12 protein-coding genes are annotated in these 12893 nt (G+C 73.8%); 4 read left to right on the forward strand and 8 right to left on the reverse strand.

The window, feature by feature from the left end; all coding sequences use genetic code 11:
* The first annotated feature begins 237 nt into the window (after nt 1-237).
* Nucleotides 238-597 (forward strand): cyclic-phosphate processing receiver domain-containing protein, encoded by a 360-nt coding sequence (locus tag ACIQ9P_RS27085; protein ID WP_402361325.1) that lies wholly within the window; start codon nt 238-240, stop codon nt 595-597.
* Nucleotides 598-646: 49 nt separating this feature from the next.
* Here the strand turns inward: ACIQ9P_RS27085 and ACIQ9P_RS27090 are convergent, their stop codons facing one another.
* Entirely contained in the window at nt 647-1042 is a 396-nt protein-coding gene (locus ACIQ9P_RS27090) for a contact-dependent growth inhibition system immunity protein (protein WP_402361328.1), read from the reverse strand.
* A 212-nt stretch (nt 1043-1254) separates the two neighbouring features.
* On the opposite strand from ACIQ9P_RS27090, the gene ptlI reads away from it, so the two are divergent.
* Nucleotides 1255-2649, forward strand: a complete 1395-nt coding sequence (gene ptlI, locus ACIQ9P_RS27095) for a pentalenene oxygenase (protein WP_402361331.1) — start codon at nt 1255-1257, stop codon at nt 2647-2649.
* Between the two features lie 42 nt (nt 2650-2691).
* Here ptlI and ACIQ9P_RS27100 read toward each other — a convergent pair whose 3' ends face one another.
* The gene (locus ACIQ9P_RS27100) at nt 2692-3219 is read right to left on the reverse strand and encodes a CGNR zinc finger domain-containing protein (RefSeq protein ID WP_402361335.1); all 528 of its coding nucleotides are present in this window, start codon (nt 3217-3219) and stop codon (nt 2692-2694) included.
* A 26-nt stretch (nt 3220-3245) separates the two neighbouring features.
* On the opposite strand from ACIQ9P_RS27100, the gene ACIQ9P_RS27105 reads away from it, so the two are divergent.
* Nucleotides 3246-4616, forward strand: a complete 1371-nt coding sequence (locus tag ACIQ9P_RS27105) for an MFS transporter (RefSeq protein ID WP_402361338.1) — start codon at nt 3246-3248, stop codon at nt 4614-4616.
* A 45-nt stretch (nt 4617-4661) separates the two neighbouring features.
* On the opposite strand, the gene ACIQ9P_RS27110 is transcribed toward ACIQ9P_RS27105, so the two are convergent.
* From ACIQ9P_RS27110 to ACIQ9P_RS27135, 6 genes are all read right to left on the reverse strand, one after another.
* Nucleotides 4662-5759 (reverse strand): chemotaxis protein, encoded by a 1098-nt coding sequence (locus tag ACIQ9P_RS27110; protein ID WP_402361341.1) that lies wholly within the window; start codon nt 5757-5759, stop codon nt 4662-4664.
* A gap of 262 nt (nt 5760-6021) precedes the next feature.
* A complete protein-coding gene (locus ACIQ9P_RS27115) occupies nt 6022-6789 on the reverse strand; it encodes a 3-oxoacyl-ACP reductase (protein WP_402361344.1) in 768 nt (255 codons plus the stop codon).
* Between the two features lie 5 nt (nt 6790-6794).
* Complete coding sequence (locus ACIQ9P_RS27120) at nt 6795-8168, reverse strand: aldehyde dehydrogenase family protein (protein ID WP_402361347.1); 1374 nt, start codon at nt 8166-8168, stop codon at nt 6795-6797.
* A complete protein-coding gene (locus tag ACIQ9P_RS27125) occupies nt 8165-8938 on the reverse strand; it encodes a gamma-glutamyl-gamma-aminobutyrate hydrolase family protein (protein WP_402361350.1) in 774 nt (257 codons plus the stop codon). The genes ACIQ9P_RS27120 and ACIQ9P_RS27125 overlap by 4 nt, the downstream gene beginning before the upstream one ends.
* Complete coding sequence (locus tag ACIQ9P_RS27130; protein WP_402361353.1) at nt 8935-10293, reverse strand: glutamine synthetase family protein; 1359 nt, start codon at nt 10291-10293, stop codon at nt 8935-8937. Before ACIQ9P_RS27130 ends, ACIQ9P_RS27125 begins: the two co-directional genes overlap by 4 nt.
* Entirely contained in the window at nt 10290-11912 is a 1623-nt protein-coding gene (locus tag ACIQ9P_RS27135) for an amino acid permease (protein ID WP_402361356.1), read from the reverse strand. The genes ACIQ9P_RS27130 and ACIQ9P_RS27135 overlap by 4 nt, the downstream gene beginning before the upstream one ends.
* 224 nt (nt 11913-12136) lie before the next feature.
* Here ACIQ9P_RS27135 and ACIQ9P_RS27140 point away from each other — a divergent pair, with 224 nt between their 5' ends.
* Nucleotides 12137-12886 (forward strand): FadR/GntR family transcriptional regulator, encoded by a 750-nt coding sequence (locus ACIQ9P_RS27140; protein WP_402361359.1) that lies wholly within the window; start codon nt 12137-12139, stop codon nt 12884-12886.
* Nucleotides 12887-12893 lie beyond the last annotated feature (7 nt).

Below are 12893 nucleotides of genomic sequence, written 5' to 3' on the forward strand. Positions count from 1 at the left end.
GTCGCCATCGATCCCCCTCGGCCCCTTCGGCCACCCACGGCGGCCGGGCCGTCGGCCAGTGTAGTTTCCGCACGTCACCGGGCCGGACCGGCCCGCTCCCCCGGCGTCGGTCCTGCTGACGCGACGGCGAACCGGGTGGCCCCTCGGGCCCGGCCGGAACCCGCGGCGCCCGCGCGCTCCCTGCCGCGACCGCGGAACTCGGTCGCGGTGGCGCTCGGCCGCTGCCACAATCGTTCGATGAAAGACATTTCCACAACGCCCCGCCCCGTCGTCCTCGGAGTGGACGACCTGCGGCCGCTGCCCCGGGCGACCCGGATCGCCCGGACCAGCCGGGAGGGGGTCCAGCTCCTGGAGGAGCACCGCGAGCGCTTCGTGGACGAGCTGTGGCTCGACCACGATCTCGGCGGCGACGACACCATCATGCCGGTGGTGACGCTGCTGGAGCAGGCCGCCTTCGACGGGCGGCCGTTCCGGATCGGCGAGGTGCTCGTCCACAGTGCCAACCCCGTCGGCGCCGCGACCGTCGTCCGGTCGCTCACACGCTGGGGCTACCGCGTCCGGCGGGCGTCGGCCCGGGAACTCGCCGACGGCACCTGACCGGCCGGTCGCGGCGCCCGGCGGGGTCCGTCCGGTCCGCGCCCGAACCCTACCGGGCCGGGAATCCCCCGGTCTCCAGCACCAGGAACGGCGCCGAGTCGGCCGGCTCCGCGACGATCGCACCCAGCTCCCGGCCGAGCTCGGGCCACTCGTCCCAGGTGGCCGGACTCCTGGTCACAACGGCCCGCAGCAGATCGCCCTCGTACATGTCGCCCTCGGCCATCGGATTGTCGCGCAGCACCTCCAACGCGAGCGGCAGGAGAAAGCCGAGCCCCTCGTCCTGCCCGATCAGCAGGCGCAGGTCCTCGACGGTCAGCTCGCCGATCGGCCGATGGCGGAGGGCATGCACCGTCGCGACGAGGCGGGTCGCGTCAGCAGGCGGGGCCGGCCGGCGGTCGCGTTCGAGCTCCTCCAGGGAGCGGCCACGGTTCACGGGTCGAGTCACCGGCCGATCGTCCCACGGCGGATCACGCACACGGGCCCGGGGCTGCAGTCCGCCGAGGGGACCGTGCGGAAGGCCGGACCGGCCGAGCTCGCCGGAGGGGCGGCCGGGCGGGGGCGCGGCGGGCTTCACCCGGGCGTCCGATCGGCCGATGCAGTACCCGGGACACGCCGCCGAACGGGTGCGGTGCGGGCCCGGGGACGAGGAGGAACGCGGTGGCGGAGCAGAGGTTCGTGGTCGGGACGGCCCCCGGAGCGGTGCCGGGAGTCGGGCACGCCTGGCAGATGATGCGCAGCCCGGTCCGGTTCATGACCGCGCTGGCCGCCCACGGCGACCTGGTGCGGATCAGGATCGGCCCGTCCACGGCGTACGTACCCTGCCATCCCGAACTGCTGCGCCGGGTGCTGACCGGCGACCAGGTCTACGACAAGGGCGGGGTCTTCTACGACCGGGCCCGAGACGTCGCCGGCAACGGCCTGGTCACCTGCCCGTACCAGGACCACCGGCGGCAGCGGCGGCTGATGCAGAGCGCCTTCACCCGCCCGCAGCTGCGGCACTACGCCGGGGTGATGCACACCGAGATCGAGGCCACCACGGCGCGCTGGCAGGACGGCCAGGTGATCGACGCGTTCCCCGAGCTGTACGGGCTGGCGCTGCGGGTGGTGGCCCGCACGCTCTGGTCGACGGCGCTCGACGAGGAGCTCACCCGGGGTGTGGAGCGGGCCTTCGACACGGTGCTGAACGGGCTGTTCCGGCAGATGTTCCTGCCCCGGACGCTGCGCCGCCTGCCGACCCCGGCCAACAACCGCTACCGGAGCTCGCTGCGGCAGCTGCACGAGGTGACGCAGCGACTGATCGCCGGGTACGAGCGGAACCCCGGGGCGGCGGACGGCGCGACCCCGGACCTGCTGGGCGCGCTGCTCGCCGCCCGGGACGAGGAGGGCGGGCGGCTGACCGACGCCGAGGTGCACGATCAGGTGATCACCGTGATGGCGGCCGGGACCGAGACGGTGGCCGCGACCCTGGTGTGGGTCTTCCACCGGCTGTCCCGGCACCCGGAGGTCGCCGGGGAGTTGTACCGGGAGATCGACACCGTCCTCGGCGGGCGGCCGGTGACCTGGGAGGACCTGCCCGCTCTCGACCTGACCGGCCGGGTGGTCACCGAGACCCTGCGGCTCCACCCGCCCGGCTGGCTCTTCACCCGGCTGACCACCACCGGCACCGAGCTGGCGGGCATCCCGCTGCCGAGCGGCTCCACCCTGGTCTTCAGCCCCGCCGCCGTGGCCCGCGATCCCGGCGCCTTCCCCCGGCCGGACGAGTTCCGACCCGACCGCTGGCGGCCCGAGGAGGAGTCGCCGCTCGCCCGCCAGGCGTTCACCGCGTTCGGCGGCGGGGCCCGCAAGTGCCTCGGCGACCTGTACGCGCGGACCGAGGCGACCCTCGTCCTCGCCACCGTCCTGTCCCGCTGGCGGCTGACCCCCGAGCCGGACGCCGACCTCCGCGCCGTCCCGCTCGCCACCGTCTACCGGCCGCGCCGACTGCGCCTGCGGCTGTCGGAGCGCGAGCCGGTGCCGATCCGGCCCGCGCACCGGACGGGGGCGACGGCCTGACGGGTGGTTCCCCCGGCCGACTGTCCCGGGCGGCCGCCGTGCTCAGGCGGCGCCCGGGTGGTTCGCGCGGTGGCGGCGGACGGCGTCGCGGTTGGCGCAGCGCTGGGAGCAGTAGCGGCGGCGGCCGGTGCGCGTGGTGTCGGCGAAGACCGTGTCGCACTCCGCGACGGCGCAGCGTCCGAGCCGGTGCATCCCGCGTCCCACCAGGTGCAGTGCCGTGCCGACGCCGATCAGCGAGAACAGCAGGGCGCCGAGCGGCGGGTCGTCGTCCCGGTAGTGCAGGTGCCAGCCGTCGCCGGTGTGGTCGGTGAGCCGGGGGTGGGCCGTACCGGCGGCGAGCATCAGGTTCAGCCGGGCGGCCCGTTCCCGCTCGTCGGCGGCGTCGACGACGGCCTCCCAGGCGTCCAGCACCGCGTGCGCGTGCGTCAGGTCGTCGGCCGTGAACGGTCCCTCGACGACCAGTCCGGCCGCACGGCAGCGGTCCACGAGTTCCTCGACGGTGCCCGGCCGGGTGTTCACCAGGTCGGCGGCGAGGTTGACGGCGTCCTCGCCGTAAGGGTTGAGGTGCATAAGACCATTACAGCACTCTGATCGGCATGAGTCATCACACCGACGTCCGGGGCGGTCCGTCCCCGTCTCCGTCCCCATCGCCGTCGCCGTCCCCGTCGCCGTACCGCTGGACGATCCTCGGGGTCGCCACCTTCACCCAGGCCGCGTCCTGCTTCTTCGTCCAGGGCATCGGGGCGATGGCGGTGCCACTGCAGGACGCGCTGGATCTCAGCACGACGCAACTGGGCCTGCTCCTCTCGGCCTCCCAACTGGTGCCGCTGGTCGGCCTGTTGGTAGCCGGAGAACTGCTGGACCGGTACGGCGAACGGTGGGTCGTCGGCCTCGGGGCCGGGGTGGTCGCCGCAGGGCTGCTGGCCGGGAGCCTGGCCCAGGGGTACGCCTCGCTCCTCGTGGTGCTGCTGGTCGTCGGGGCGGGGTACAGCGCGATCCAGCCCGGCGGCAGCAAGTCCGTGGCGGCCTGGTTCGAGCCCTCCCGGCTCGGGTTCGCGATGGGGGTGCGGCAGGCCGGACTGCCGCTGGGCGGGGCGGTCTCGGTGGCCGTGCTGCCGGTGGTCGCCGCCGCGTCCGGGTGGCGGACGGCCGTGCTGGTGGGTGGCCTCGTCGCGCTGGCGGGGGCGGTGGCGTTCACCGCGCTCTACCGTCGCCCGCCCGGGGCGGTCGCGAGGCGGCCGCAGGCCACGGCGGCGGCCGTCCCGACGCGCACGGCACCGCTCATGGACCGGCTCCGGTTGCTGCGCGAGCCCGCGATGGTGAAGGCGCTGCTGTCGGGCACGGCCATGGTCTCGGTGCACAGCGGCATCGGCGTCCTCGGCGCGCTGTACCTGCACGACGTGACCGCCCTCGGGGCCGGTGCCGCGGGCGCCGTCCTGGTCGCGGCCCAGATGGCGGGCATGCTCGGGCGGATCGGTCTGGCCGCGTGGAGCGACCGCAGCCGCGCCGGCCGCTACCGGCCGGTGCTGGCGAGCATGGTCGCGGCGGCGGCCGCGCTGGTGGCGCTGGCCACCCCGCTCGGCGGGCATCCGCTCGCGGCCGCCGCGCTCTTCGGCTGGCTCGGCTTCTTCGGGATCGGCTGGTACGGGCCCTGGGTCGCGCACCTGGCCGAGGCGGCCCCGCCCGGCCGGACCGGCTTCGCGCTCGGCCTGGTGATGGCCGTCAACCAGGTGGCCGTGATCCTCGCCCCGCCCGCCCTCGGCCTGCTCCGGGACACCACCGGCGGCTACACCGCGGCCTGGGGCGTCCTCGCCGTGGCGACGGCCGGAACGGCGGCGGTCACGGCCGTCGTCGGGGGGAGGAAGACCCTCCCGTTCCGCCGTTCGCCCGCGCCCCCGGCCGCGCCGGTGGCCGCCGGCGCGGGCCTCTCCCCGGAGCGGCGGCGAACGGGCCGGGGAGAGGCGTGACGCGCGTCAGGGGTGCGCGTCAGTCGTGCGCGTCAGTCGTGCGGGTCAGTAGCGCAGGTCCGCGGCGATCCGGCCGGCGTCGGAGAGGGTGCCGTCGGGGACGAACGAGATCTGGGCGCCGGTGTCGAGGGCACGCTCGATCACCTCGTCGACGATGTCCTCGCGCGCGCCCGCCTGGTCGGCCTCGGCGGGCACCAGGTGGTCGCCCTCGTCGCGGACGGTGATCCGGAAGTTCTCCTCCACCACCAGCTGGGCGATCCGCCCCTCGGCGGCGGTCTGCCAGACCTCGTCCAGCCCGGCGGCGAACGCCTGGCGGCCGCGGGCCTTGTCCAGCCGGGCCAGGGCGTCGGAGATCCCCGCGTCCGCGTGCGCGCGGACGGCGGGCTCGACCACCCGGCGCACCGTCTCGGCGTCCGCCTGGGCGAGGCCGCCGTGCGGGATCTGCGCGGTGGCGCCGCGGACGATCGCGCCGCCGGCGTCCAGCAGGGCGAGGGCCGCCGCCTCGCCGACCACGTACAGCGGGCGCGGGTCGGCGGCCAGCACCTTGCCCAGCTCGTGCTCCGCCTGCCGCAGGAAGATCTTGGTCTCCTCGTCCTGGAAGGTGCTGGGCCGGTCGCCGATCCGCTCCTGCCGCTCCGGGTCGGGGTTCTCGTACTGGCGCACCAGCGGGAAGCCGTGCCGGGTGTCCTCCGCGACCCGCTCGCTGTTGCCGCCCCACAGCAGCACCTTGTCGGCGGCGAGCGCGAGCACCCAGTGGGGCCGCTCGGCCGCCTGGGCGGCGACCAGGTTGCGGGTCAGGAAGGTGTCGGACAGCACCACCCGGGCGGGCGCGGTACGGCCCAGCGACCAGATGTGGTACTCCCCCGGCGCGACCAGGACCGCCAGGCCGTCCTCGGCGTGCACCAGGTCGACCTCGGCGAGCGCCCGGTCGAGCTGCTCCAGCACGTCGATCCGGACGGCGCGGGAGACCTCCGGGTCCTCCTCGACCCGCTTGCGCGCCGTCGCCGCGAGGGTACGGAGCCGGACCGGGTCCTGCGCGTTGTCGGGCTCCCGGCGGTGCGTGGGCATCAGGATCGACACGGCCGGGTACGGCCTCGGACGGCGCAGCTCGGCGAGCACGGCGGGGGTGAGAGCGGGGTACATGGGGGCCCTTTCCGAAGGCGGTTCGGCCTTCTGCGGGTGGACGCACACATCATGGATTTTGTCGCAATCATTACCAATTTACCCATTTACGGACCGGGTTGTGGGACCTCGCCCACCCGCCCCGTCGTTCACCACCGGCCGTCCCGCTCCCGGCGGCGGTCGAAGCACCATGACGGCGGGCCCGGCGGGACGGCGTCGGCCCGCCCACCCCCGGTGCGGGGGTGGGCGGGCCGACGGCGGGTGCGGGTGGGTGGCGGCGGGGCTACTGGGGGGTCACGTAGGCGCCGGAGATGCCGCCGTCGACGAGGAAGGTGTTGGCGGTCATGAAGGAGGAGTCGTCGGAGGCGAGGAAGGCGACCGCGGCGGCGATCTCCTCGGGTTCGGCGAAGCGGCCGAGCGGGATGTGGACGAGGCGGCGGGCGGCGCGCTCCGGGTCCTTGGCGAAGAGCTCCTGGAGCAGCGGGGTGTTGACCGGGCCGGGGCACAGGGCGTTGATCCGGATGCCCTCGCGGGCGAACTGCACGCCCAGTTCGCGGGACATCGCCAGCACCCCGCCCTTGGAGGCGCTGTAGGAGATCTGCGAGGTCGCCGCGCCCATCACCGCGACGAAGGAGGCGGTGTTGATGATCGAGCCCTTGCCCTGGCGCTGCATGTGCGGGATCGCGTACTTGCAGCACAGGTAGACGCTGGTGAGGTTGACCTCCTGGACCCGCTTCCAGGCGTCCAGACCGGTGGTGAGGATGGAGTCGTCGTCGGGCGGGGAGATGCCCGCGTTGTTGAAGGCGATGTCGAGCCGGCCGTACTCGTCGACGGCCCGCTGGAAGAGGTCGCGGACGGCGTCCTCGTCGGTGACGTCGACCTGGACGAACAGGCCGCCGACCTCGTTGGCGGCCTTGGCGCCGGTCTCGGCGTCGAGGTCCGCGCAGACCACCTTGGCGCCCTCGGCCGCGAACCGGCGGGCGGTCGCGAGGCCGATGCCGCTGCCGGCGCCGGTGATGACGGCCACCCGGCCGTCGAGTCGCTGGGTCATGCTGATCACTCCTCCGTGGAGATGAAGACGTTCTTGGTCTGGGTGAAGGCGTCGAGGGCGTCCGGGCCGAGCTCGCGGCCGAGTCCGGACTGCTTGAAGCCGCCGAAGGGCGTGGTGTAGCGGACCGAGGAGTGCGAGTTGACGGAGAGGTTGCCGGCCTCGACCCCGCGCGCGACCCGCAGGGCGCGGCCGACGTCCCTGGTCCAGACGGAGCCGGACAACCCGTACTCGGTGGCGTTGGCGACGCGCAGGGCGTCCTGCTCGTCACGGAACGGCACGACCGTGACGACCGGGCCGAAGATCTCCTCGGTGTAGGCGCGGTCGTCGTGCCGTACCGGGGCGAGGACGGTGGGCGGGTACCAGAAACCGGGCCCGTCGGGGGCGGCGCCGCGGAAGGCGACGGGCGCGTCGTCCGGCACGTAGGAGGCGACCCGAGACCGGTGGGCGGCGGAGATCAGCGGGCCCATCTCGGTCTTCTCGTCGGCCGGGTCGCCGACCCGCACGCCGCGGACGGCCGGTTCCAGGAGGGCCAGGAAGTCCTCGAACACACTGGCCTCGACCAGGATCCGGGACCGGGCGCAGCAGTCCTGGCCGGCGTTGTCGAAGACGGCGTAGGGCGCGGTGGCGGCGGCCTTGGCGAGGTCGGCGTCGGCGAAGACGATGTTGGCGCTCTTGCCGCCGAGTTCGAGGGTGACGGGCTTCACCTGGGCGGCGCAGCCCGCCATGATCTCCTTGCCGACCCGGGTGGAACCGGTGAACACGATCTTGCGCACGTCGGGGTGGGTGACGAAGCGCTGTCCGACGACGGGGCCGCGGCCGGGCAGGATCTGCAGCACACCGTCCGGGATCCCGGCGCGGAGGGCGAGTTCGCCGAGGCGCAGGGCCGTGAGCGGGGTGAGCTCGGCCGGTTTGACGATCACGGTGTTGCCGGCGGCGAGGGCCGGGGCGAGCGCCCAGGCGGCGATCGGCATCGGGAAGTTCCAGGGCACGATGACGCCGACGACGCCGATCGGTTCCTGGAAGGTGATGTCGACGCCGCCGGCGACGGGGATCTGGCGGCCGAACAGCCGTTCCGGGGCGGCGGCGTAGTAGTCGATGACGTCGCGCGCGTTGCCGGCCTCCCAGCGCGCGTTGCCGATCGTGTGGCCGGCGTTGGCGACCTCCAGGGCGGCGAGGTGTTCGCGGTCGGCGTCGACGGCGGCGGCGAAGGCGCGCAGCAGCCGGGCCCGGTCGGCGGGGGCGACCCGGCGCCAGGTGTCGAAGGCGGCGCGGGCACGGGCGACGGCGGCGTCGGTCTCGGCGAGGCCGGCGAGTTCGACGGTGGTGATCACCTCCTCGGTGGCGGGGTTGACGACCTCGAAGAGGTCCGGTTCGGTCATGGGCTGCTCTCCCGGTGGGTCGGGGCCATCTGGGCGGAGGTGGCCCGGGCGGAGGTGATCTGCGCGGCGGTGCCCTGCGCGGCGGCGATCAGGGCGTGGAACAGGCGCGGGTCGTCGGGGTCGGTCTCGGGGTGCCACTGGACGCCGAGCGCGAAGCGGCGGCCGTCGAGTTCGAGTGCCTCGACGGTGCCGTCGGCGGCGTGGGCGGTGGGCCGCAGCCCGGTGCCGAGCCGGTCGACGGCCTGGTGGTGGTAGCAGGGGACGTCGGCGTCCGGTCCGAGGAGGGCGGCGAGCCGGCTGCCGTCCGCCGTCACGATCCGGTGGCGGACGAACCGGGCCGGGACCTTCTGGTGGCTGCCGTCGGGGAGGTGCTGCAGGAGGGTGCCGCCGAGTTCGACGTTGAGCAGCTGCATGCCGCGGCAGACGCCGAGCAGCGGGAGGTCCCGGGCCAGGGCGGCGCGCAGGAGGGTGCTCTCCCAGTCGTCCCGCGCGGGGTGGGGCGGTCCGGTGCGCGGGTCTGCGGGTGCCCCGTACCCGGCCGGGTCGAGATCCGGTCCGCCGGCGAGCACGAGGCCGTCCAGCGCGTCGAGCAGGTGCTCGGCGCCGCCTGGCTGCGGCGGCAGCAGGACGGCGGTGCCGCCCGCGCCGACGACGGCGTCCACGTAGGTCCGGGGCACCAGGTCGGCGCGCTGGTGCCAGACCGACCAGGCCGCGTCGTCGTGGTAGGTGGTGACGCCGATCAGCGGTCGGCGCGGATCGGCGCGGGTCACAGCCGCTCGAATCCGCGGCGTCGCTCCCAGTCGGTCACCGAGCGCTCGTAGGCCGCGAGTTCGGTGCGCCCCGCGTGGGTGTAGTGCCGGACGACGTCCTTGCCGAAGGCCGTGGTGGCGACGGCGCTGCGTTCGAAGGCGTCGACCGCGTCGCGCAGGGTCGAGGGCACCCTCGGGGCGTCGGAGGCGTAGGCGTTGCCGGTGAACTCCGGTTCGAGCTCCAGTTGTCGGTCGATGCCGTGCAGTCCGGCCGCGATCAGCGCGGCGACGGCGAGGTACGGGTTGACGTCGCCGCCGGGGACGCGGTTCTCGAACCGCAGCGAGGGTCCGTGGCCGACCACGCGCAGGGCGCAGGTGCGGTTGTCGCGGCCCCAGGCGACGGCGGTGGGCGCGAAGCTGCCGGGGACGTAGCGCTTGTAGGAGTTGACGGTGGGGGCGAACAGCAGGGCGAAGTCGGCGAGGCAGGCGAGCTGCCCGGCGAGGAAGTGCTCCATGGTGCGGGAGAAGCCGTGCGGCCGGTCGCCGGCGAACACGGGTGCGCCCCGCTCGTCGCGCAGGCTGAGGTGGATGTGGCAGGAGTTGCCCTCGCGTTCGTCGTACTTCGCCATGAAGGTCAGGCTGCAGCCCTCCTGGGCGGCGATCTCCTTGGCACCGGTCTTGTAGAGCGCGTGGTTGTCGCAGGTGGTGAGGGCGTCGGCGTACTTGAAGGTGATCTCGTGCTGGCCGAGGTTGCACTCGCCCTTGGCGGACTCGACGGTGAGGCCCGCGCCGGCCATCCCGTTGCGGATCCGGCGCAGCAGGGGCTCGATCCGGCCGGTGCCGAGGACGGAGTAGTCCACGTTGTACTGGTTGGCCGGGGTGAGTCCGGTGTAGTCCTTGTCCCACGCCTGCTCGTAGCTGTCCCGGAAGACGATGAACTCCAGCTCGGTGGCGGCCTGGGCGGTCCAGCCGTGGCCGGCCAGGCGGTCCAGCTGCCGTTGCAGGATCTGCCGGGGGGAGACGGCGACCGGGGTGCCGTCGTGGTGGACCACGTCGCACTGGACCATGGCGGTGGCGGGGTGCCAGGGCACGGTCCGCAGAGTGGCGAGGTCGGGGCGCAGGGTCAGGTCGCCGTAGCCGTTCTCCCAGGAGGAGATCTCGTACCCGTCGACGGTGTTCATGTCGACGTCGACGGCGAGCAGGTAGCCGCAGCCCTCGGCGGCGCCGGGCACCACGTCGGCGAGGAAGTGCTCGGCGGCCAGGCGCTTGCCCTGGAGGCGGCCCTGCATGTCGGTCATGGCGAGCACGACGGTGTCGACGGAGCCGTCGGCGACGCGGGCGCGCAGTTCGTCGAGTGTGAGCCGGGGGCTGGTCATCGGACCTCCAGTTCGGTGTCCCGGGCGTCGGGTCCGGGTGGTGTGTCCCCGGCGTCGGGTTCGGTCGGTGCGGTCAGGACGTGGGGTCCGGTGAACCAGTGCCGGGCCGAGACCAGCCACCACACGCCGGCGAAGCCGACCACGACGGCCACGGCGACGGGGGTGTAGTTGAAGCTCTCGGCGGTGATCGGGGAGGTGGTGGGAAGCATGAAGAGGACGGTGATCACGGCCGTCCAGCCGACCGCGAGGATGCCGATCGGCCGGCTCCAGCGTCCCAGCTGCCAGGGGCCGGGCGTGAAGTCCTCGCCCTGGCGCAGCCTCAGGTACACCGGAATGACGTAGGAGATGTACAGGCCGATGACGGAGATGGAGGTCACGGCGGTGTAGGCGGTGGTGTTCCAGAGCGCCGGCAGGCCGAGCAGCAGCGCGCCGCCGGTCGCCAGCCAGACGGCGTTGGTGGGGGTCTGGGTGCGCGGGTCGATCCGGTGCCACAGGCGGGAGCCGGGCAGGGCGCCGTCCCGGGAGAAGGCGTAGATCATGCGGGAGTTGGCGGTGACGGAGGCCATGCCGCAGAAGAACTGGGCGCCGATGACGATCAGCAGCAGGAACTGGGCGCCGCCGGAGCCGATCGCGTCGATGAAGATCTGGGCGGGCGGGACGCCGGTGTCGCTGTTGAGCGCGCCGTCGTAGTCGCGGATCGCGAAGGTGAGGCCGAGCAGCAGGACCCAGCCGGCCGCCAGGGAGACGGTGATGGCGTTGACGATGCCGCGGGGGCCGGAGCGGGCGGCGTCGCGGGTCTCCTCGGTCATGTGCGCGGAGGCGTCGTACCCGGTGAGGGTGTACTGGGCCATCAGCAGGCCGATCATCGCCACGTAGAACTGGTTCCGGAAGCCGGTGCCGTTGACGAACTCGGTGAGGACGAAGGACGCCGGGGCGTGCTGGTCCGGGAACACCGCCAGCGCGCCGACGATGACCGCGACGCCGACCAGGTGCCACCACACCGAGACGCTGTTGAGGAGGGCGACGAGCCGCACGCCGCGGGTGTTGAGCAGGCCGTGCAGCAGCAGGATGACGGCGAAGATCTCGATCGTGTGCGCGGGGCTGGCCTCGAAGCCGAAGCGCAGGGTGAGGAAGGCGTTGGTGAAGAACGCGGCGCCGAAGTCGACGCCGGCGGTGACCGCGACCTGCCCGAGGAAGTTGAACCAGCCGGTGAACCAGCTCCAGGCCGGGCCCCGGCTGCGGCTGAGCTTGGCGGCCCAGTAGTAGAGCCCGCCGGCCGTCGGGTAGCTGGAGCAGATCTCGGCCATGGCCAGGCCGACGCAGAGGGTGAACAGGCCGACCACCGGCCAGCCCCAGACGATCAGGGCCGGGCCTCCGGTCTTCATGCCCGTGCCGTACAGGGTCAGGCAGCCGGAGAGGATCGAGACGATGGAGAAGGAGACGGCGAAGTTGGAGAAGCCGGACATCGAGCGGGCCAGTTCCTGGGTGTAGCCCAGCTCGCGGAGGCGTTGTTCGTCGTCGGAAACGGGGGTGGTGCCTTCCGGAAACACGGTGGGGGAAGGCTGCTCGGGCGCGGGCGCGCCGGTCGGCCGCGGGTCGGGTGAGCGTGCGTCGGTCATGGGCACCCCAGGGGGTTGAGGGTGTGCCGGGACGGGCAGGGCCACGACGGCGTGGCGCGCCCGGCCGGGCGGGTTCGACGATCGGACGGCTCTTCAATGGTCTGGAACCAGACCATTGGGTGGGTGAGCAGCATCGTTGCGGCTGAGCCGGGCCGCGTCAAGGGCCGACACCGAGAACGGAACGGAACGAGGTCCGGCACCCGCCCGTAGGTACGATTCCGGGCGTGGACCTGGACCAAGCACGTGAGCAGGCACGACTCGACTGGCAGGCCGGCGCGATCTTCCGCCCGGTCCGCACCGGCAACGCCTTCGAGGAGACCGTCGAGCGACTGCTCCAGGCGATCAAGCTCGGTGTCTTCGGCCACGGCGACCGGCTGCCCGCCGAACGGGACCTCGCCGCCCGGCTCGGCGTCAGCAGGGAGACCCTGCGCGAGGCGCTCCGCACGCTCCAGCAGGCCGGCTGCGTCGAACCGCGCCGGGGCCGCTACGGCGGCACCTTCGTCACCTACCGGATGCCCGCGCCCGACGTCGCCGATCTGCGCCGGGCCGCCCGGGACCTCGGCGGCGCGCTGGAGGACGCGCTGACCTACCGCCAGGTCCTGGAGACGGGCGCCGCCGAGGCCGCCGCCCGCCGCACCCTCACCGCCGACCAGCGGGCCCGCCTGGAGAGCCGCCTCGACGACCTGGAGGGCGCCCCGCCGGACCGGTACCGCCAGCTCGACTCGCGGTTCCACCTCGCCATCGGCGAACTGACCGGCTCCCCCACCCTGGCCGCGGCCATCGCCGAGGCCAGGATGCGGCTCAACGACCTGCTCAACGCCATCCCCATGCTCGACCGGAACATCGAACACGCCGCCGAACAGCACCGGGCCATGGTCCGGGCGATCCTCACCGGGGACGGCGACGCGGCCCGGCGCGCCACCGAGGAACACCTCGCCGCGACGGCCGCGCTGTTGCGGGGCTTCCTCGCCTGAGGCTCAC

It is taken from the genome of Kitasatospora sp. NPDC094019 (assembly GCF_044764505.1).
GTDB lineage: Bacteria > Actinomycetota > Actinomycetes > Streptomycetales > Streptomycetaceae > Kitasatospora.

Coding starts and splice junctions, on each gene's coding strand:
- ACIQ9P_RS27085 (WP_402361325.1), top strand. CDS start 238: ATGAAAGACATTTCCACAACGCCCCGCCCCGTCGTCCTCGGAGTGGAC.
- ACIQ9P_RS27100 (WP_402361335.1), bottom strand. CDS start 3,219: ATGCACCTCAACCCTTACGGCGAGGACGCCGTCAACCTCGCCGCCGAC.
- ACIQ9P_RS27105 (WP_402361338.1), top strand. CDS start 3,246: ATGAGTCATCACACCGACGTCCGGGGCGGTCCGTCCCCGTCTCCGTCC.
- ACIQ9P_RS27110 (WP_402361341.1), bottom strand. CDS start 5,759: ATGTACCCCGCTCTCACCCCCGCCGTGCTCGCCGAGCTGCGCCGTCCG.
- ACIQ9P_RS27115 (WP_402361344.1), bottom strand. CDS start 6,789: ATGACCCAGCGACTCGACGGCCGGGTGGCCGTCATCACCGGCGCCGGC.
- ACIQ9P_RS27120 (WP_402361347.1), bottom strand. CDS start 8,168: ATGACCGAACCGGACCTCTTCGAGGTCGTCAACCCCGCCACCGAGGAG.
- ACIQ9P_RS27130 (WP_402361353.1), bottom strand. CDS start 10,293: ATGACCAGCCCCCGGCTCACACTCGACGAACTGCGCGCCCGCGTCGCC.
- ACIQ9P_RS27135 (WP_402361356.1), bottom strand. CDS start 11,912: ATGACCGACGCACGCTCACCCGACCCGCGGCCGACCGGCGCGCCCGCG.